The organism is Serratia sp. PF-27 (assembly GCF_030053255.1).
GTDB lineage: Bacteria > Pseudomonadota > Gammaproteobacteria > Enterobacterales > Enterobacteriaceae > Serratia > Serratia bockelmannii.
Genome location: NZ_JASGBT010000021.1, coordinates 137,015 through 156,503 on the forward strand (window position 1 = coordinate 137,015; position 19,489 = coordinate 156,503).

Below are 19,489 nucleotides of genomic sequence, written 5' to 3' on the forward strand. Positions count from 1 at the left end.
GCTTCTTCGCGCCCGCTTCTCTTTATTCAAACCCTGTCACCCGGTGCGGCACGTAAGCCGTCTCCAGTTCCGCCACCTCTTGCGGCGACAAACTCAAATCGACTGCGGCGATGGCGTCGTCCAGCTGTTCGCTGCGCGAAGCGCCGACGATCGGTGCGCTGACCGCCGGCTTGTTCAGCAGCCAGGCCAGCGCGATCTGCGCGCGTGACACGCCGCGTTCGTCGGCGAGGCTGGCGACGCGCTCGGCGATAATGGCGTCAATGCCTTCGGTTTCCTCGTACAGGCTCTTGCCGAACTGGTCGGAAACCAGCCGCGCGGTGGTTTCGCCCCAGGGGCGGGTCAGGCGGCCGCGCGCCAGCGGGCTCCACGGCAGCACGGCGATGCCTTCGGCGGCGCACAGCGGGTGCATCTCGCGCTCTTCTTCGCGCTGGATCAGGTTGTATTGATCCTGCATGCTGACGAAGCGCGTCCAGCCGTGCAGATCGGCGGTATACAGCGCTTTGGCGAACTGCCAGGCGTACATCGAGGAGGCGCCGATGTATCGCGCCTTACCGGCTTTCACCACGTCGTGCAGCGCTTCCAGCGTCTCTTCCAGCGGCGTTTCGTAATCCCAGCGATGGATTTGCAGCAAATCGACATAGTCGGTGCCCAGACGCCGCAGGCTGTCGTCGATGGATTGCATGATCTTGGCGCGCGACAAACCGCGCTCCAGGTTGCTCAGCGGGAAATACACCTTGGTGGCGATCACCACCTCCTCGCGGCGCGCATAGTCGCGCAGTGCCCGTCCGAGGATCTCCTCGCTGCTGCCGTCGGAATAGCTGTTGGCGGTGTCGAAAAAGTTGATGCCGGCTTCCAGTGCCTGTTTCAGCAGCGGACGGCTACTCTCTTCAGGCAGCGTCCAGGCGTGATTGCCGCGGTTCGGTTCGCCGTAGGTCATGCAACCCAGGCAGATGCGCGAGACGTTCAGATCGGTGTTGCCCAGTTTCAGGTACTTCATGCTTGCCTCCCATTCACAGCTCAGACAGTAACTGTAGCGCGGATCCCGAAGGGCGGAAACGAAAACGCCCCCGAGAGCGGAGGCGTTTTTTCAGGCGCGGGGGCTGATTACTGCGCCAGCCAGGTTTCGATTTGGCGCTGAATACCGGCGGCGTCCAGCCCCAGATCGGCACGCAGCTCTTCCTGGCTGCCCTGCGAGACGAAGCTGTCCGGCAGGCCGAGGTTCAGCACCGGCACCGGGCGGCGTTTGGCCATCAGCAGTTCGTTAACGCCGCTACCGGCGCCGCCCATGATCGCGTTCTCTTCCAGCGTGACCAGCGTTTCATGGCTGGCGGCCAGTTCGAGCACCAACTGCTCGTCCAGCGGTTTGACGAAGCGCATGTCGACCAGCGTGGCGTTGAGCGCTTCCGCCGCTTGCGCGGCCTCCGGCAGCAGGGTGCCGAAGTTGAGAATGGCGATCTTTTCCCCCTGACGGCGCACCACGCCTTTGCCGATCGGCAGCAGGCTGAGCGGCTCCAGCGCAGCGCCGGTGCCGGTGCCGCGCGGATAGCGCACGGCGCTCGGGCCATCGTTATAGTGATAGCCGGTATACAGCATCTGCCGGCATTCGTTCTCGTCGCTTGGCGTCATGATCACCATGGTCGGGATGCAGCGCATGAACGACAGATCGAACGCCCCCTGATGGGTCTGGCCGTCGGCGCCGACGATGCCGCCGCGATCGATGGCGAACATCACCGGCAGGTTTTGGATCGCCACATCATGGATCAGCTGATCGTAGGCGCGTTGCAGGAAGGTGGAATAGATCGCCACCACCGGCTTGTAGCCGCCGATCGCCAGCCCGGCGGCGAAAGTGACCGCGTGCTGCTCGGCGATCGCCACGTCGAAATATTGCTGCGGGTAGTCGCGAGAGAACTGCACCATGCCGGAGCCTTCGCGCATCGCCGGCGTGATCGCCATCAGCGAGCTGTCTTTGGCGGCGGTTTCACACAGCCAGTCGCCGAAGATTTTCGAATAGGTCGGCAGACCTCCGGCGCTTTTCGGCAGCGTGCCGCTGGCGGGATCGAACTTCGGCACCGCGTGGAAGCTGATCGGATCCTTCTCCGCCGGCGCGTAACCACGGCCTTTCTTGGTCATGATGTGCAACAGCTGTGGGCCTTTCAGATCGCGCATGTTTTTCAACGTGGCGACCAGGCCCTGTACGTCGTGCCCGTCTACCGGGCCGATGTAGTTGAAGCCCAGCTCTTCGAACAGCGTACCCGGCACCACCATGCCTTTCAGGTGCTCTTCGGTGCGTTTCACCAGCTCCTTGATCGGCGGCACGCCGGCCAGCACTTTCTTGCCGCCTTCGCGCAGGGTGGAGTAAAGCTTGCCGGACAGCAGCTGCGCCAGGTGATTGTTCAGCGCGCCGACGTTTTCCGAGATCGACATCTCATTGTCGTTCAGCACCACCAGCATGTCCGGATTGATGTCGCCGGCGTGGTTCATCGCTTCGAACGCCATGCCGGCGGTGATGGCGCCGTCGCCGATCACGCACACCGTGCGGCGGCCTTTGCCTTCACGCTCTGCCGCCACCGCCATGCCGAGGCCGGCGCTGATCGAGGTCGATGAGTGGCCGACCGACAGCACGTCGTATTCGCTTTCGGCGCGCCACGGGAAGGGGTGCAAGCCGTTCTTTTGCCGAATGGTGGCGATGCGGTCGCGACGGCCGGTCAGAATTTTGTGCGGGTAGGCCTGGTGGCCGACGTCCCACACCAGATGATCGAACGGCGTGTTGTAGACGAAATGCAACGCCACCGTCAGTTCGACGGTACCCAGCCCGGAGGCAAAGTGGCCGCTGGAACGACTGACGCTGTTCAGCAGGTATTGCCGCAGCTCATCGCACAGCTTCGGCAAGCTCTCTTTGGGCAGCGAGCGGAGTTCCTCGGGGTTTTCCGCTAGCGCCAGGGTTGGGTATTTGGCTATATCAAGACTCATTCGATACTCATATCAGAGGAGTTAACGTCACACGTTAATTGTCGCGTTCAATAATGAAGCTGGCTAACGCTCGCAATGGCGCTGTGTTATAAGATTGCGCTGCCAAAGTGTCCAATGCAGCTAATGCTTCCTGATAGAGATCCCACGCTTTTGCTTTCGCGCTGTCAAGCCCGAGTAACGCCGGGTAGGTACTCTTTCCGTGTTGTTGGTCCGCTCCCTGGCGCTTGCCGATTTTCTCAGTCTCGCCGACAACGTCCAAAATGTCATCCTGAACCTGGAACGCCAGACCAACCGCGGCGGCATAACGATCCAGCTGCGGCAGCGCCGCTCGCCCGGCTTCGCCGGCGCTCAGCGCGCCCAAGCGCACCGCCGCGCGGATCAGTGCGCCGGTTTTGTGGCGGTGGATCTGCTCTAGCGCCTGCAGATCGACGCGCTTGCCTTCGGCTTCCAGATCCAGTGATTGGCCGCCGCACATGCCGGCTACGCCGCTGGCGGTCGCCAGTTCGGAGACCATCGCCAGCCGATCGCGCAACGCCACGTCAGGCATTTCGGCATCGGCCAGGATCGAAAACGCCAGCGTTTGCAGCGCATCGCCGGCCAGGATCGCGTTGGCTTCGCCGAATTTAATGTGGCAGGTCGGCTGGCCGCGGCGCAGATCGTCGTCGTCCATCGCCGGCAGATCGTCGTGGATCAGCGAGTAGGCATGAATGCATTCCACCGCTGCCGCCGGCGCATCCAGGTTGCTCAGCGACACGCCGAACATCTGGCCGGTGGTGTAGACCAGGAACGGCCGTAGGCGCTTGCCGCCCAGCAAGGCGCCATGACGCATCGCCGCCACCATGTTGCCGTGGTTGAACGGCAGCGGGGCGATGAAGTCCAACAGCGCGCGATCGGCACGCTGGCGGAAAATCTGCATTTGATCGGCAAAAGCGGCCGATGGGGCGATCTCAGACATGTCGGTTACTCGGTATCCGGTGTGAAAGGCGTCAGCGCCGCATCGTCGGCGCTGTCGTTAAGGAGTATCTGCACACGCTGTTCCGCCTGTTGCAGTTTCTGCTGGCCTTGACGCGCCAGCTGTACGCCACGTTCGAACTCGTTCAGCGCGTCTTCCAGCGGCAATTCGCCTGACTCCAGGCGCGTCACGATGCTTTCCAGCTCGCCGAGGGCGCTTTCAAAGCTGGCAGTTTGCTCTGTACTGGCTGATTGTGCTGGTTTTTTCGGCATAATTTTCTTTTTACGTCATCATGTGAACCGTGGCGCCAGAGCCTATCCTAGCGGATCTTGATTAGCAAATCATGGCGCTCATGTGTGGTTTTGTGCGCAGAGCACGGCGATATGGTGATATACTCCGCGCCGTAATTCTTATCTGACAACAAAGACCGCCATGAAGTTTATCATTAAATTGTTCCCGGAAATCACCATCAAGAGCCAATCTGTGCGCTTGCGCTTTATCAAGATTCTCTCGACCAATATTCGCAACGTCCTGAAGCAGTATGATGAAACGCTGGCGGTCGTCCGTCACTGGGATCATATCGAAGTTCGCGCCAAAGATGAAAACCAGCGGCCGATCATCGCCGACGCCCTGACGCGCATTCCCGGCATCCACCATATTTTGGAAGTGGAAGACCGCGCTTATACCGACATCCACCACATCTTCGAGCAGACGCTGGAAGCCTACCGCGCCCAGTTGGAAGGCAAAACCTTCTGCGTGCGCGTCAAACGCCGCGGCAAGCAGGCGTTCAATTCGCAGGACGTGGAGCGCTACGTCGGCGGCGGCCTGAACCAGCATATCGAGAGCGCGCGCGTTAACCTGACCCGCCCGCAGGTCACGGTAAACCTGGAGATTGAAGACGACAAGCTGATGCTGGTCAAACGCCGCCTCGAAGGCATCGGTGGTTACCCGGTCGGCACCCAGGAAGACGTACTGTCGCTGATTTCCGGCGGTTTCGACTCGGGCGTCTCCAGCTATATGTTGATGCGTCGCGGTTGCCGCGTGCACTTCTGCTTCTTCAACCTGGGCGGCGCTGCGCACGAGATCGGCGTGAAGCAGGTGGCACATTATCTCTGGAATCGCTTCGCCAGTTCGCACAAGGTGCGCTTCGTCGCTATCGACTTCGAGCCGGTGGTGGGCGAGATCCTGGAGAAGGTCGACGACGGCCAGATGGGCGTGGTGCTCAAGCGCATGATGGTGCGCGCCGCTTCGCAAGTGGCCGAACGCTACGGCGTGCAGGCGCTGGTGACCGGTGAGGCGCTGGGGCAGGTCTCCAGCCAGACGCTGACCAACCTGCGCTTGATCGACAATGCATCCGATACCTTGATCCTGCGTCCGCTGATCTCGCACGATAAAGAGCACATCATCAAGCTGGCGCGCGAAATCGGCACTGAAGACTTCGCCAAAACCATGCCGGAATATTGCGGTGTGATTTCGAAGAGCCCGACGGTAAAAGCCGTCAAGGCCAAGATCGAAGAGGAAGAGAGCCACTTCGATTTCAGCATTCTTGACCGCGTGGTGAGCGAGGCGAAGAACGTTGATATCCGCTCTATCGCCGAACAGACGCAGGAACAGGTGACCGAGGTGGAAACCGTCGCGGCCTTCGGCGCCGACGAGGTGATCCTGGATATCCGCTCCAACGACGAGCAGGAAGAGAAACCGCTGCAGCTGGAACAGGTTGAAGTGAAAGCGCTGCCGTTCTACAAGCTGAGCACCCAGTTTGGTAATCTGGACCAGAGCAAAACCTACCTGCTGTACTGCGAGCGCGGCGTGATGAGCCGCCTGCAGGCGCTGTACCTGTTGGAGCAGGGCTTCAACAACGTGAAGGTTTATCGCCCGTAACGCACGGAGCGGCATCAACGAAAAGGGCTGAACCGATGTTCAGCCCTTTTTTTATCGGCAAGCCGCTCAGTCGCGGAAGTCGTACATCCCCGGGATCAGCACCAGCTGCGCGGCGATCTCCGCCGCCTTGGCTTTACCAAGCAGCAGGTCTATCAGCTTCAGCGCGAACTCCATCGCGGTGCCCGGCCCCTGGCTGGTGAGCAGGTTGACGCGGGCATCGTACACCACGCGGCGCTCCATCCATTTATCCGCCGGTATCTGGTCTTTCAGGCCCGGGAAGCCGGTCATGTTGCCGATCGGGAACAGATCGTGGTGTTGCAGCACCAGCGCCGGCGCCGCGCAGATGGCGGCGACGATGTTGCCCTGCAGATGCATTTGCCGCACCTTCTCCACCAGCAGCGGGCTGTCGCGGAAGCATTCCGCGCCTTTCAGGCCGCCGGGCAGCACGATGGCGTCGAACGGCTCATCGACGATCGCCACCAGCGGCGCGTCGGCCAGCAGCTTGACGCCGCGCGAACAGACGATAGTCAGCTCGCCGTCGCCGGCAACGCTGGCGGTAGTGACTTTTACGCCCGCCCGCACCAGCAGGTCGATGGTGGTGACGGCTTCGGTTTCTTCGCTACCAGGTGCCAGGCAGACCAGCGCCGATACGCTCATATTCATTTTCCTTTCGTTTAATCAATTCAAACAGCCGCGCATTCTCCGGCAGCGTGAGGCCGTGGCTGCGCGCGCGGCGCAGCAGGTAACCGGTGATGTAGTCGATCTCGGTGTGCCGCTGGCTGCGGATGTCCTGCAGCATCGACGAAATGTTGTCGGCGGTGCTGTGGATCACGTCCATCACGTATTGCATCAGGCCTTCACAGGAGGTGTGGTAGCCCTCCATCGCCATCACGCTGGCGACTTCACGGCACAGCGTTTCGATCTGTTCCGGGTAACGCTGCAGGTCGCCGTTGCGGCAGCCGTACAGCGCCGTCAGTGGGTTGATCACGCAGTTGACCGCCAGCTTGCGCCAGTTGGCCGAGGCGATATTGTTGTGCCAGGCGACGTCAGGCAGTGCCTGATGCAGCACTTCCGCCAGGTGGCTGAGGTGTTGGGCGGCCGGCGAGGTTGGGCCGATGTGGGTGATGCCGGTGGCGACGTGGATAATGGTGCTGCCTTCGTGGCGCGCAGCGTGGGTGGTGGTGCCCTGCAGGATGGGCTGGCCGTTCGGCGGCAGCTCTTCCTGGGTGCCCATGCCGTTGTGCAGCAGCAAAATAGCGCACTGGGGGTCCAGCTTCGGCAGCAGCGCGCTGACCGCGCTGGACACCTGCCAGGCTTTTAGCGTCACCAGCAGCAGCTCGCTTTGCGCAAGATGCTCCGGATCGTTGGTGGGCAAATTGCGATTGAACGAGACGCCTTCCGGCTCTATCACGTTCACTGCGCAAAAAGGCTGTGGCACTCTTAGCCATCCCTGTACATCGTGGCCCTGCTGATACAGCCGGGAGAGCCACAGTTGTCCGAGCGCGCCGCAACCAAGAATGGTTATTTTCATTCAGTCTCCTTGGAAACACGGGAATACCGCTCAATTACCGTGAATTAACTATAGGCTTTATGGCAGCCCGAAGCGCTATCCCTGCGTGCGTTCAGCAGATTTTGTCTGAGGCGGCAAAGCGGTTATCATGCTCGGCATCAAAATCGCCTAAGCTATTAGGCACTCATTCAGGAGGAAGAAGTATGCCATCTTTCGACATCGTTTCCGAAATTGATATGCAGGAAGTGCGTAACGCCGTTGAGAACGCTACCCGCGATCTCGGTACCCGCTGGGATTTTCGCAACGTGCCGGCCAGCTTTGAGCTAAACGAGAAAGACCAAAGCATCAAGGTTGCCACCGAGTCTGATTTCCAGGTGCAACAGCTGCTCGACATTCTGCGCGAAAAGCTGAGCAAGCGCAGCATCGACGGCGCTGCGCTGGAGATCCCGGAAGAGTTTACCCACAGCGGCAAAACCTACAGCGTGGAAGCCAAGCTGAAGCAGGGGATTGAAACCTCTGTGGCGAAGAAAATCGTCAAGCTGATCAAAGACAGCAAGCTGAAGGTGCAGGCGCAGATCCAGGGTGAAGAAGTACGGGTGACCGGCAAGTCACGCGACGATTTGCAGAGCGTGATGGCGCTGGTGCGCGGCGGCGATCTGGGGCAGCCGTTCCAGTTCAAGAACTTCCGCGATTAATCTCTACGGGGCCGGCATTGCCGGCCCTGATTCTTTACAGCGAATTGACCAGCGCTTCCAGCTGACCGCGATTAGTCTGCTTAGTATCCACCTTGACGTAGGCGCTGCGCTCTTCCGGCACGACTATCGCCTCGGCCACACCGGGCTGTGCCTTCAGGCGGCTTTCCAGCGCCGAATCCTTCACCGCCAGTTCCGACAGCGTAATGCGCAGGCTGCTGACATACGGCGGCTCTTTCATGGTGCTGCTGACCAGGAACCAGACTGCGGCCAGCACGGCGCCGGCGATAAACACCAAGCCCGCCCCCTGCAAACCGTACAGCCAGCCTCCGAGGCTGCCGCCGATCGCCACGCCGATAAACTGGCTGGTGGAGTAGACCCCCATCGCGGTGCCCTTGTAGCCGGCCGGTGATTCTTTGCTGATCAGTGAAGGCAGAATGGCTTCCATCACGTTGAAGGCCATGAAGAACAGCTGCACGCCGGCGATGATGCCCCATAGATGAGCGCCGGAGAGCCACAGCAGCACTTCGGCGCAAAACAGCACCGCCACGCAGCCCATAAACACCTGCTTCATGCGGCGATATTTTTCGGCATAGATGATGAACGGCACCACGGCGGCGAACGACACCAGCATGGTCACCAGGTAGACGATCCAGTGTTCGCTGGCCGCCAGCCCGGCTTTCTCCATCGCTAGCGGCAGCGCCACGAAGCTCGACATCAGCAGGATATGCAGGCACATGATGCCGAAGTTGAGCTTCAGCAGGCGCGAGTTGCTCAGCACTTTGCGGAAGCTGCCGCGCACGATGCTGGACTCGCGGTTCAGCAGATGGGTATCGGCGGAAGGTACTACTGCCAGAGTGATGACGATGCCGGCCAGCGCCAGCACGGCGATCATCCAGAACAACGCATGCAGGCCCAAGGCATGGGTGATGATGGGGCCCAGAACCATGGCGATGGCGAAGGTGATACCGAAGCTGACGCCGATGAACGCCATCGCTTTGGTGCGGTTCTGCTCGCGGGTCAGATCGGAGAGCAGCGCCATTACCGCGGCGGCGATGGCGCCGGAGCCTTGCAACGCGCGGCCGAGGATCACGCCCCAGATAGAGTCAGTGACGGCGGCGATCACGCTGCCGAGGGCAAAGATCAGTAGGCCGCCGACGATCAGCGGCTTGCGGCCTATGCGATCGGACACCAGGCCGAACGGGATCTGAAATACCGCCTGTGCCAGGCCGTAAATGCCGATGGCGATACCGATCAGCGCTTCGCTGGCGCCGTTGAGCGCCATGCCGTAGGTGGTCAGCACCGGCAGTACCATAAACATGCCGAGCATGCGCAGGGAGAATACGGTGCCCAATCCCCAGGTGGCGCGGCGCTCCTGCGGGGTCATTGAATTATCGTTCACATCAAACCTCGGTAAAAACCATGCCATCAGACGTTGCGACAGCGCCTGATGGCATGATTTCTGTAAAGCTGCGTCATTTTAGTGTGCAGGGCAGGGGGGGTAAATCGAATGTTGTTTAGCAGATATTACAGTTTGGCCGCTTTTCGGCGTGACAAATAAAATGGGCCGCAAAAGCGGCCCATTCACAGATGATTTGGCTTACCAAACGTAGGTCACCAGCGCTTCAGGCGCCGCCGTGGCGCTGAAGTCGATCGACATCATCACGCTCAGCGAGGTGATGGCGACGATGGAGAACACGAACAGTTTACGCGCCCAGACGCTGTCGTTTTCGGTCTTGTAACCGCGCAGCGCCATGCCCAGCCACCATACACTCACCGCCGCAGCGACGATCAGGTACTTGTAGCCGGCATAACCAACCAGGGTCAGCATCAGCGTGGCGATCATAAATGCCAGGATGTAGACCGTGATGTGGTTCTTGGCGACGGAAATGCCTTTCACCACCGGCAGCACCGGAATGTTGGCCGCCTGGTAATCTTTAAAGCGGAAGATAGCGATCGCATAAGAATGCGGCATCTGCCACAGGCTAAAGATAGCCAGCAGGATCAACGCGCCGGCGTCGAACTCGTTGGTCACCGCGCAGTAGCCGATAACCGGCGGCGCGGCGCCCGACAGGCTGCCGATCAGCGTGCCGTAGACCGAGTGGCGTTTCATGTACAGGCTGTAAACGCCGACATAAACCACGAAGCCCATCACCGCCAGCCACATGGCCAGCGGGTTGGCTGCGATATACAGCAACGCAAAGCCCACAATACCCAAAGCGGTCGCATAAACCAGGGTGACACTCGGCGCGATCAGGCCTTTTACCAGCACCCGATTCTTCGTTCTCTCCATTTTCTTGTCGATGTCGCGGTCGATGTAGTTGTTAAACACACAGCCCGACGCGACCACCAACGAGACACCCACCAGGGTGGCGAGAAACAGGGGATAGTCGATGCTCCCTTTGGAAGCGAGCAGGAATCCCCCGACGACAGAAATTAAATTGCCGAAAATAATTCCTGGTTTAGTGACTTGCAGGTATTGCTTAATCATCACGTGCAGCTCAGCTCTTAATCGACCATCATATTGATGTTGAGGTTGTACATAATCCAGAGTGAACCTACAACAACGATACCGATGATCATAGCGGTGAACAGCAATGCCACCAGGTTCCAGCGCTCTTCCGATGAGGTGTTCATGTGCAGGAAGTAAACCAGGTGAACAATCACCTGGATAACAGCCATACCGATAACAACCGCCAGGATGGTGGAATGAGAGGCGGAGCCGTTCATTACCATCGCAAATGGAATTACCGTCAGGATGATCGACAGGATAAAGCCGATCAGGTACGACTTCACGCTGCCGTGGCTTGCGCCGCCGTGAGAGGTTTCATGGGATGAATGGCTCATTACATAACTCCCAGCAGGTAGACAACGGTAAATACGCAGATCCAGACCACGTCCAGGAAGTGCCAGAACAGGCTCAGGCACATCAGGCGGGTTTTGTTGGTCGCGGTCAGGCCGAACTTGCTCACCTGAATCATCAGCACGATGATCCAAATCAGGCCAGAAGTCACGTGCAGACCGTGGGTGCCGACCAGCGCGAAGAAGCTGGACAGGAACGCGCTGCGATCCGGACCGAAGCCTTCGGCGATCAGGTGATGGAATTCATAGATTTCCATCGCCACGAAGCCCAGACCAAACAGGAAGGTCAGGAACAACCAGGTGTTTACACCGCCAACTTTACCTTTGTTCATGGCGATCATCGCCATGCCGTAGGTGATGGAGCTGAACAACAGCAGGAAAGTTTCGACCAGGACAAACTTCAGGTCGAAGATGTCTTTGCCTGAGGGACCGCCAGCGGTCCCGTTCACCAGGACTGCATAAGTCGCGAACAAGCTCGCAAACAAAATACAGTCGCTCATCAGGTAGATCCAGAATCCGAAGACTTTGGTCTCTCCTGCGTCGTGGTGCCCATGCTCTGCATGGGCTGCGTTATGATTGGTCAGAGTTTCAGTTGACATGGTTCACGCCTGCTTTACGGATTTGTTCGTAGTGTTGGTTCTCAATGCGCTCGATTTCATCAACCTGCACATAGTAGTCAACATCGTGATCGAAGCTCTTGCCGATCCAGACAACGATCATACCGATGAAGCCGGCCAGAGCCATCCACCAGATTTCCCAAATCATTGCGAAACCGAATACCAGGCTGAAGAAGGCGATGATAACGCCGGCGCCGGTGTTCTTAGGCATATGAATCGGTTCGTATTTAGCCGGTTTCTTATACGCTTCGCCTTTTTCTTTCATGTCCCAGAACTCATCACGGTCATGGATCTGTGGCACTACGGCAAAGTTATAGAATGGCGGTGGAGACGAGGTTGACCACTCCAGAGTACGAGCACCCCATGGGTCACCGGTCAGATCGCGGTTCTGTTCGCGGTCACGGATACTGACGAAGATCTGGGTCAGCTGGCACAGGATGCCGCAGGCGATCAACGCCGCACCGCCGGCTGCAACCAGCAGCAGAGGGTGGAACTCAGGGTTGATGTTCTGGCTGATACGACGGGTCATGCCCATAAAGCCCAATGCGTACAGCGGCATGAAGGCGGTGAAGAAGCCGATGATCCAGAACCAGAACGCGCGGATGCCCCATTTTTCGTTCAGCGTGAAGCCGAAGGATTTCGGGAACCAGTAGGTCAGGCCCGCGAAGCAACCGAACACCACGCCGCCGATGATGACGTTGTGGAAGTGAGCGATCAGGAACAGGCTGTTGTGCAGCACGAAGTTCGCGCCCGGTACCGCCAGCAGAACGCCGGTCATACCACCCACGGAGAAGGTGATGATGAAGCCAACGGTCCACAGCATCGCGGAGTTGAGCTTGATACGGCCCTGATACATGGTGAACAGCCAATTGAAGATTTTCACCCCGGTCGGGATGGAAATGATCATGGTGGCGATACCGAAGAAGGCGTTAACGTTCGCGCCGGACCCCATGGTGAAGAAGTGGTGCAGCCAGACGATGAACGACAGAACGGTAATCGCGATGGTTGCCCATACCAGTGAGGTATAGCCGAACAGGCGTTTTCTGGAGAAGGTTGCGGTGACTTCGGAGAACACGCCGAACACCGGCAGAACCAGGATATACACCTCTGGGTGACCCCAGGCCCAAATCAGGTTGATGTACATCATCATGTTGCCGCCCATATCATTGGTGAAGAAATGGGTGCCCAGATAGCGATCCAGGGTCAGCAGCGCGATGGTGACGGTCAGAATTGGGAAAGAAACGATGATCAGGACGTTAGTACACAGTGCCGCCCAGGTGAACACCGGCATCTTCATCAGTGGCATGCCAGGGGCGCGCATCTTCAGAATGGTGGCGAAGAAGTTCACGCCGGTCAGCAGGGTACCCAGACCGGAAATCTGCAGACTCCAGATCCAGTAATCGACCCCGACGCCAGGACTGTACTCTTTACCCGACAGCGGCGGATACGCCAGCCAACCGGTCTGAGCGAACTCACCGACCCCCAGGGAGATGTTGATCAGCACAACGCCCACCACGAAGAACCAGAAGCTCAGGGAGTTCAGGAACGGGAAGGCAACGTCGCGCGCACCGATTTGCAGCGGCACCACGACGTTCATCAGGCCGACCACGAAAGGCATCGCCATGAAGAAGATCATGATAACGCCGTGCGCGGTGAAGATCTGGTCGTAGTGGTGCGGCGGCAGGAACCCGGCTTCGCCGGCGGACGCCAACGCCTGCTGGCTACGCATCATGATGGCGTCGGCGAAGCCGCGCAGCAGCATGACCATCGCCACGACGATGTACATGATACCAATTTTTTTATGGTCGACCGAAGTCAGCCATTCGCTCCACAGCCACTTCCATTTGCCGAAATAGGTCAGCAGCGCCAGCACTGCCAGGCCCCCGACAATAATTGCGGCTACGGTGACCATGATGATCGGTTCGTGGTACGGAACCGCATCAAGTGTTAATTTTCCCAACATCAGTTATTCCTCGGCTCCGGCGTGAGCAGCATGTTCACCCATGTCCATACCTTGGCTCATGTCCATGCCTTCGTGCGCGCCAGCGCCCTTGTGCATATCCATGTCGCCCATGAATTTGGCAATTGTTTCTTTGAACAAATTCGGTTTGACAGCGGCAAAGTACTCAACCGGGTTGTTTTCACTCGGCTCTGCCAGTTTGTTAAAGTCGTCGGTGGTGTTCAGGTTTTTAGACGATGCCTTCACCTTGGCCACCCACTGATCGAAGTCGCCTTCGGTCGGGGTAACGATCGCGGTGAATTTCATACCGGAGAAGCCTGCGCCGCTGTAGCTGCTGGAGATGCCCTTGTAGGCACCGGCTTCGTTGCCGATCAGGTGCAGTTTGGTCTGCATGCCGGCCATCGCATAAATCTGTCCACCCAACTGCGGGATAAAGAACGAGTTCATTACCGAGTTAGAGGTGATCTTGAATTCGACTGGAACATCTTTCGGGAAAGCCAGCTCATTAACGGTCGCAATGCCTTGTTCCGGGTAGATGAACAGCCATTTCCAGTCGAGCGACACCACTTCGATCGTCATCGGCTTCTTGTCGGTGACAATCGGCTTGAACGGGTCGAGTTCGTGGGTAGTCTTCCAGGTAATGGTGCCAAGGATGGCGATGATAATGATAGGAATGGTCCAGACGACCGCTTCGATCTTGTTGGAGTGGGCCCAGTTCGGACTGTACTTGGCGTCTTTGTTGGAAGCGCGATACTTCCAGGCAAAGGCGAACGCCATGAAGATAACTGGCACCACCACGATCAACATCAACGCGATTGCAGTGATAATCAGTGTCCGTTGCTCAACACCAATTGCTCCTTTGGGATTCATCAAAACCATATCGCAACCACTGAGCAATACAGTGGCTGCGATTAATGACAGCATCCCAATACTTTTATTGTATTTCTTAAGTCTCATCTAACGACCTCAATAACAAAGGCTCAATTGTCGTTTCATGTGTGCGGGCATTTTACGGGAAGGTTGCAGTACTGTAAACATGCTTAAGGGAGTGTCAGCGGCTTGTTGACACTTTCTGTTAAGGGGGTCACAGATGTAACCCAGCGTGACAATTTACTAATGACAACAACGCGTTGGCACGCTGAATCGTGACGAGCAGCCCGTATGTTAAGGAAAACTAAAGGTATGATGAATTTGGCGAAGAAATGCGCGGCGGGGAAATACGCAGAAAAGGTTTATTTAATGTAAAATAATTGTGTCTTAAAGGTGAATTTAATTTTATTTCCGAGCGCCGCAGTCGGATAAAAAAATAATTTCCGCGCCGATTATCTTTTTTTAGCGAAATAAATATACCCTCGGATCGCTTTTTTTTCGGCCGGCGAAATCGCCGGCCGGTCAGGTTATGCCAAACGGGTGCGGCGCAACGCCAGGTAATCCAGCGTGCTGCCCATTGCGACGCCGAGCAGGCTCAGCGCGGCGCCGACCTGCAGCAGCCGATCGGCCAACAGCGGTGCCTGTGCCCAGTCCAGCGCATTGGCGATCAGCAACAGCAACCACAGACCCAGCAACGAACAGCCTAGCGTCAGCAAGCGAAGCGCCCAACGGTAAGATTCTGAAAACTCGGTGCGCGGCATAAAGTCACCATGCTGCTGGGTGTGTTCCAGCGTCTGGCGGCAGATGCCGAGCAACAGCAAGCCCGGCAGGGCGGCGGCGATCGAGAACAGATAGAACAGCGGCCAACCATGGGCTTCGACGAACCAGCCGGCGATCGGGCCGACATAGACGCGTCCTACGGCGGACAACGCCGACAGCAGCGCGAACTGAGTGGCGGAGAACGAGCGGTTGCACAGCGTCATCAGCAGTGCCACGAAGGCCGCGGTGCCCATGCCGCCACACAGGTTTTCGAGGAAGATGGCGCTGCCCATGGTGAGCAGACTCTTGTCGGTCACCGCCAGGATCCAATACCCGAGGTTGGAGACTGCCTGCAGGACGCCGAACAGCATCAGCGCACGGAACAGGCTGAGACGCTGCATCAGCACACCGCCGAACAGGGCGCCGACGATGGTAGCGAACAGGCCGAGGGTTTTGTTCACCAACCCGACTTCACCGGCGTCGAACCCCACACCGCGGATCAGGAACGTGGTGCTTAGGCTCCCGGCGAAGGCGTCGCCCATTTTGTACATCACGATCAGCAGCAGGATCAGCCAGGCGTTGTTGCGGCCGAAGAAATCGCGCAGCGGCGCGACGACCGCCTGTTCCATAGTGCGCGGCGCCGGGATGCTTTCATCCGGCTCCGGCGCCAGCAGTGTGGCGGCCACGCCGATCAGCATCAACCCGGCCATCAGCCAGTAGGTGGCTTGCCAGCCGAAATAGCGATCGGCCAGCCACAGCGCCAGGCCGCCGGAAACCAGCATCGCCAGCCGATAACCCAGTACCGATATCGCCGCACCCGTGCCGCGCTCTTCGGCTTTCAGCAGGTCGGTTTTATAAGCGTCGAACACGATATCTTGCGAGGCGGAGCAGAACGCCACCAGCACCGCCAACGCCGCCAGCCACCACAGGTGCTGCGCGGGTTGCATGAAGCCCATCGCCACGATCGCGACCACCAGCAGTAACTGGCTGATCAGCAGCCAACCGCGGCGCCGTCCAAGGAACGGCGGGGTATAGCGGTCCATGAACGGCGACCAGAGGAATTTGAAGACGTAGGCCTGGCCCACCAGCGAGAAAATGCCGATGGTCTTCAGATCGATGTTTTCAACGGTCATCCAGGCTTGCAGCGTGCCGGAGGTCAATGCCAGCGGCAGACCCGACGCGAAGCCCAGCAGCAGCAGAATGGCGGAGTTACGCTGGGTGAAGATGTTCAGATAGTGTTTCGACATGAGTTCCCTGTCTGCGCCGCCCGATCCGCCGGGCGGCGCAAGGTGCGGTGATTAGCGCGCGTTTTGCTTGATGAAATCGTTGACGCTGGTGTCCTGTGCCATGTCGGCGATCACGTCGCCCAGCACGGAGTTGACGGCGTCGGTGATCTTCTCGTTGGTCGCCGTGAAGGCGCCCTGCACGTTATAGGTCGAGCGGTAATTCTTCACCTGCTTGTTGCCGTTCTTCGCCTGGGCGATGATCGAGATGTCGGCTTTGGTGGTGATGTTGTAGCGCAGGTTGCCTTCGGAGACGTCCGCGTACAGGTTATTGACGACAATCTGCAGCGCCACCGGGCCGTCGGCGCCGATCATGTAGCCGCGTGCGCCCATCTGTTTCTCCAGCACTTCCTGCAGCAGGAAACGCAGATCGCGCGATGGCGTCAGCGTGACCAACTGGCCGTCGCGGTTTACCTTGGCCAGCGCCTGGTCGGTACGCTGATCCGCACCGTTGATGCTGACGGTGATGCCCTGCAGGGTAGGATCCTGCTGCGGCAGAACGATTTTCGGCGTGACGTTCAGGGTGTTGCTGCTGGTTGCGCAGCCGGCCAGCAGCAGGGCGGCCAGCAAAGGAAGACAAAGTTTCTTTAACATGTTTTCTGTCTCATTCTCGATGGATTTAGCAATAATCAGAGTGGGATAGCCGACAACAAATTGCCGACATCATAGCATCGCCGCCGTGCGGTGGAAGCGCGGAAGGCGCCAGAGTGACAAATTTTTACCTGCCGTTGATAAAAACACGCTTTTTTGTCCCGCTCAATCGGATAATCCCCCAAGCGACGGGGATAGCGCTCATCATTTGACCGCAGAAAAGAGAAATTTGTCCCTGCGATGGTCTAAACGGGGGAAAACCGGCTAATATTGAACTAGATGGGCACGGTCCTCTGCCGGTGTTGTAAGGAGATCCTATGATTCGCGAGCAAATAGAAGCAAAGTTAAGGGCGGCGTTTGAGCCCGCGTATCTGGAAGTCGTTGATGAAAGCTATCGTCATAACGTTCCGGCGGGTTCAGAAAGCCATTTCAAAGTGGTATTGGTCAGCGATCGCTTCGTCGGCGAACGTTTTTTGACGCGTCACCGCTCCATCTACGGGGTGCTGTCGGAGGAGCTGGCGGACGGCGTACACGCGCTGGCGCTGCACACCTATACGCTCAAGGAGTGGGAAGGGTTGCAGGATACCGTGCCGGCCTCGCCGCCGTGCCGCGGCGCTGGGACGCTGGCCTGAGGGGGAAATTTTCAGGTATCAGTGGAACTTTGCCCTTGAATTAGGGTATTACTACTGACGAATTTTGAAACGGCCTGCGGGCCGTTTCTGTTTTTGACGACGACACGGCCGACGCGCAATGTGGCCAACGTTCGGTCTGTTTTGGCGGCCTTTTGGCGATCGAATCGGCAAAAGTGTGAGTTTTAGCGCGCCTGCGCCGCCTAGCTTTCCTCGACTCGCCACGCATGCGCCGCTATAATGTCGCGTCTTATTTTTCCGGAATGGTTTCGGGACGCTTCTGTCATCAGGGAACTCGGTTCTTATCTGTAGCCGTCCTGGTTCTTGGAACGGAGTTGACCGAGCACTGTGATTTTTTTGAGGTAACAAGATGCAAGTTTCAGTAGAAACCACTCAAGGCCTTGGGCGCCGTCTCTCTATTACTGTACCGGCTGATACTATCAAGCAGGCGGTGAAGAAAGAGCTGATCAACGCAGCGAAAAGCGTGCGTATCGACGGCTTCCGCAAAGGCAAAGTGCCGATGAACATCGTGGAACAGCGTTACGGCGCTTCTGTTCGTCAGGACGTGCTGGGCGAAGCGATGCAGCGCAGCTTCGTTGATGCGATCATCAAAGAAAAGATTAATCCGGCCGGCGCACCAAACTACGTGCCGGGCGAGTACAAAGAAGGTGAAGACTTCACTTTCGCCGTTGAATTCGAAGTGTATCCAGAAGTTGAGCTGAAAGGCCTGGAAAACATCGAAGTTGAAAAACCTGTGGTCGAAGTGAACGACGAAGACGTCGACGCGATGCTGGACACCCTGCGCAAGCAGCAGGCGACCTGGAAAGAAACCGATCGCGCAGCGGAAGCTGAAGATCGCGTGACCGTTGACTTCACCGGTTCTATCGACGGTGAAGAGTTCGAAGGCGGCAAAGCGTCTGACTTCGTGCTGGCAATGGGCCAGGGCCGCATGATCCCAGGCTTCGAAGAAGGTCTGGTCGGTCACAAAGCGGGCGAAGAGTTCTCCATCGACGTGAACTTCCCGGAAGATTACCACGCGGAAAACCTGAAGGGCAAAGCGGCCAAATTCGCTATCGTGCTGAAGAAAGTTGAAGAGCGCGAACTGCCGGAACTGACCGAAGAGTTCATCAAACGTTTCGGCGTGGCGGACGGTTCCGTTGCCGGCCTGCGCACCGAAGTTCGCAAGAACATGGAGCGCGAGCTGAAAGGCGCCGTGCGTAACCGCATCAAGTCTCAGGCGATCGATGGCCTGGTGAACGCGAACGAAATCGACGTGCCAGCTGCCCTGATCGACGGCGAAATCGACGTACTGCGTCGTCAGGCTGCACAGCGTTTCGGTGGCAACGAGAAGCAAGCGCTGGAACTGCCACGCGAGCTGTTCGAAGAGCAAGCGAAACGCCGCGTAGTGGTTGGCCTGCTGCTGGGCGAAGTGATCAGCACCAACGATCTGAAAGCTGACGAAGACCGCGTGAAGACGCTGATCGAAGAAATGGCTTCTGCCTACGAAGATCCAAGCGAAGTCATCGAGTTCTACAGCAAAAACAAAGAGCTGATGAACAACATGCGCAACGTGGCTCTGGAAGAGCAAGCGGTTGAAGCCCTGCTGGCAAAAGCGAAAGTGACAGAAAAAGCCACTACCTTCAGCGAGCTGATGAACCAGACTCAACAGGCGTAATGCCGGCGTGCCGGGCGCAATGAACGGCGCCCCCGGTTTCGCCTGGCGAACCGGCGCACGATGAAAAAGCCCGCAACCTCAGGTTGCGGGCTTTTCTTTTTGCCACGTTGCTGATTAATCACAGGTTAAACGGGGCAATATGCACTATATTTACCCTGTTGCCTGGGGAACTGGCTGGCATGATAACGGTCAGATTAACGGCATCGTTTTCGGCGCGCGGAGAAAATCGGCCTCTGGG

18 protein-coding genes are annotated in these 19,489 nt (G+C 58.1%); 4 read left to right on the forward strand and 14 right to left on the reverse strand.

Annotated elements, in window-relative coordinates:
• Positions 1-22: 22 nt before the first annotated feature.
• The 4 genes from QMZ29_RS15720 to xseB all read right to left on the reverse strand — a co-directional run bounded on the left by QMZ29_RS15720 (position 23) and on the right by xseB (position 4,194).
• The gene (locus QMZ29_RS15720) at positions 23-997 is read right to left on the reverse strand and encodes an aldo/keto reductase (RefSeq protein WP_049206201.1); all 975 of its coding nucleotides are present in this window, start codon (positions 995-997) and stop codon (positions 23-25) included.
• Positions 998-1,104: 107 nt separating this feature from the next.
• Positions 1,105-2,970 carry a 1-deoxy-D-xylulose-5-phosphate synthase gene (gene dxs, locus QMZ29_RS15725; protein WP_025301753.1) on the reverse strand — a complete coding sequence of 622 codons (1,866 nt, stop codon included), beginning with the start codon at positions 2,968-2,970 and terminating at the stop codon, positions 1,105-1,107.
• 34 nt (positions 2,971-3,004) lie between these two features.
• Positions 3,005-3,925, reverse strand: a complete 921-nt coding sequence (ispA, locus tag QMZ29_RS15730) for a (2E,6E)-farnesyl diphosphate synthase (RefSeq protein WP_282980760.1) — start codon at positions 3,923-3,925, stop codon at positions 3,005-3,007.
• Positions 3,926-3,930: 5 nt separating this feature from the next.
• Positions 3,931-4,194 carry an exodeoxyribonuclease VII small subunit gene (xseB, locus tag QMZ29_RS15735; RefSeq protein ID WP_025301755.1) on the reverse strand — a complete coding sequence of 88 codons (264 nt, stop codon included), beginning with the start codon at positions 4,192-4,194 and terminating at the stop codon, positions 3,931-3,933.
• A gap of 160 nt (positions 4,195-4,354) precedes the next feature.
• Between xseB and thiI the strand changes: the two genes are divergently transcribed.
• Positions 4,355-5,803 (forward strand): tRNA uracil 4-sulfurtransferase ThiI, encoded by a 1,449-nt coding sequence (gene thiI, locus QMZ29_RS15740; RefSeq protein WP_025301756.1) that lies wholly within the window; start codon positions 4,355-4,357, stop codon positions 5,801-5,803.
• A 66-nt stretch (positions 5,804-5,869) separates the two neighbouring features.
• On the opposite strand, the gene yajL is transcribed toward thiI, so the two are convergent.
• On the reverse strand, positions 5,870-6,460 hold the full coding sequence (yajL, locus tag QMZ29_RS15745; protein WP_043135643.1) for a protein deglycase YajL: 591 nt from the start codon (positions 6,458-6,460) through the stop codon (positions 5,870-5,872).
• Positions 6,423-7,334, reverse strand: coding sequence for a 2-dehydropantoate 2-reductase (gene panE / locus QMZ29_RS15750; RefSeq protein WP_049209304.1), 912 nt, complete (start codon positions 7,332-7,334; stop codon positions 6,423-6,425). Before panE ends, yajL begins: the two co-directional genes overlap by 38 nt.
• 182 nt (positions 7,335-7,516) lie before the next feature.
• Here panE and QMZ29_RS15755 point away from each other — a divergent pair, with 182 nt between their 5' ends.
• Positions 7,517-8,008, forward strand: a complete 492-nt coding sequence (locus QMZ29_RS15755; protein ID WP_025301759.1) for a YajQ family cyclic di-GMP-binding protein — start codon at positions 7,517-7,519, stop codon at positions 8,006-8,008.
• A gap of 34 nt (positions 8,009-8,042) precedes the next feature.
• Here QMZ29_RS15755 and QMZ29_RS15760 read toward each other — a convergent pair whose 3' ends face one another.
• From QMZ29_RS15760 to QMZ29_RS15795, 8 genes are all read right to left on the reverse strand, one after another.
• Positions 8,043-9,407 carry an MFS transporter gene (locus QMZ29_RS15760; protein ID WP_025301760.1) on the reverse strand — a complete coding sequence of 455 codons (1,365 nt, stop codon included), beginning with the start codon at positions 9,405-9,407 and terminating at the stop codon, positions 8,043-8,045.
• A gap of 198 nt (positions 9,408-9,605) precedes the next feature.
• Positions 9,606-10,496 (reverse strand): heme o synthase, encoded by an 891-nt coding sequence (gene cyoE, locus QMZ29_RS15765; RefSeq protein WP_025301761.1) that lies wholly within the window; start codon positions 10,494-10,496, stop codon positions 9,606-9,608.
• A gap of 17 nt (positions 10,497-10,513) precedes the next feature.
• Complete coding sequence (locus QMZ29_RS15770; RefSeq protein ID WP_261425509.1) at positions 10,514-10,852, reverse strand: cytochrome o ubiquinol oxidase subunit IV; 339 nt, start codon at positions 10,850-10,852, stop codon at positions 10,514-10,516.
• Positions 10,852-11,466: a cytochrome o ubiquinol oxidase subunit III gene (locus tag QMZ29_RS15775; RefSeq protein WP_004940367.1), complete on the reverse strand. Its 615-nt coding sequence runs from the start codon at positions 11,464-11,466 to the stop codon at positions 10,852-10,854. The genes QMZ29_RS15770 and QMZ29_RS15775 overlap by 1 nt, the downstream gene beginning before the upstream one ends.
• Positions 11,456-13,447, reverse strand: coding sequence for a cytochrome o ubiquinol oxidase subunit I (gene cyoB / locus QMZ29_RS15780; RefSeq protein ID WP_025301762.1), 1,992 nt, complete (start codon positions 13,445-13,447; stop codon positions 11,456-11,458). The genes QMZ29_RS15775 and cyoB overlap by 11 nt, the downstream gene beginning before the upstream one ends.
• A 3-nt stretch (positions 13,448-13,450) precedes the next feature.
• A complete protein-coding gene (cyoA, locus tag QMZ29_RS15785; protein WP_025301763.1) occupies positions 13,451-14,401 on the reverse strand; it encodes a cytochrome o ubiquinol oxidase subunit II in 951 nt (316 codons plus the stop codon).
• Between the two features lie 440 nt (positions 14,402-14,841).
• Positions 14,842-16,320 (reverse strand): muropeptide MFS transporter AmpG, encoded by a 1,479-nt coding sequence (ampG, locus tag QMZ29_RS15790; RefSeq protein ID WP_025301764.1) that lies wholly within the window; start codon positions 16,318-16,320, stop codon positions 14,842-14,844.
• 51 nt (positions 16,321-16,371) lie between these two features.
• Positions 16,372-16,950 (reverse strand): lipoprotein, encoded by a 579-nt coding sequence (locus tag QMZ29_RS15795; RefSeq protein WP_033634001.1) that lies wholly within the window; start codon positions 16,948-16,950, stop codon positions 16,372-16,374.
• Positions 16,951-17,264: 314 nt separating this feature from the next.
• On the opposite strand from QMZ29_RS15795, the gene bolA reads away from it, so the two are divergent.
• Entirely contained in the window at positions 17,265-17,579 is a 315-nt protein-coding gene (gene bolA, locus QMZ29_RS15800) for a transcriptional regulator BolA (protein WP_004940361.1), read from the forward strand.
• A 367-nt stretch (positions 17,580-17,946) separates the two neighbouring features.
• Entirely contained in the window at positions 17,947-19,251 is a 1,305-nt protein-coding gene (gene tig, locus QMZ29_RS15805; protein WP_261425501.1) for a trigger factor, read from the forward strand.
• The last annotated feature ends 238 nt before the right edge of the window (positions 19,252-19,489 follow it).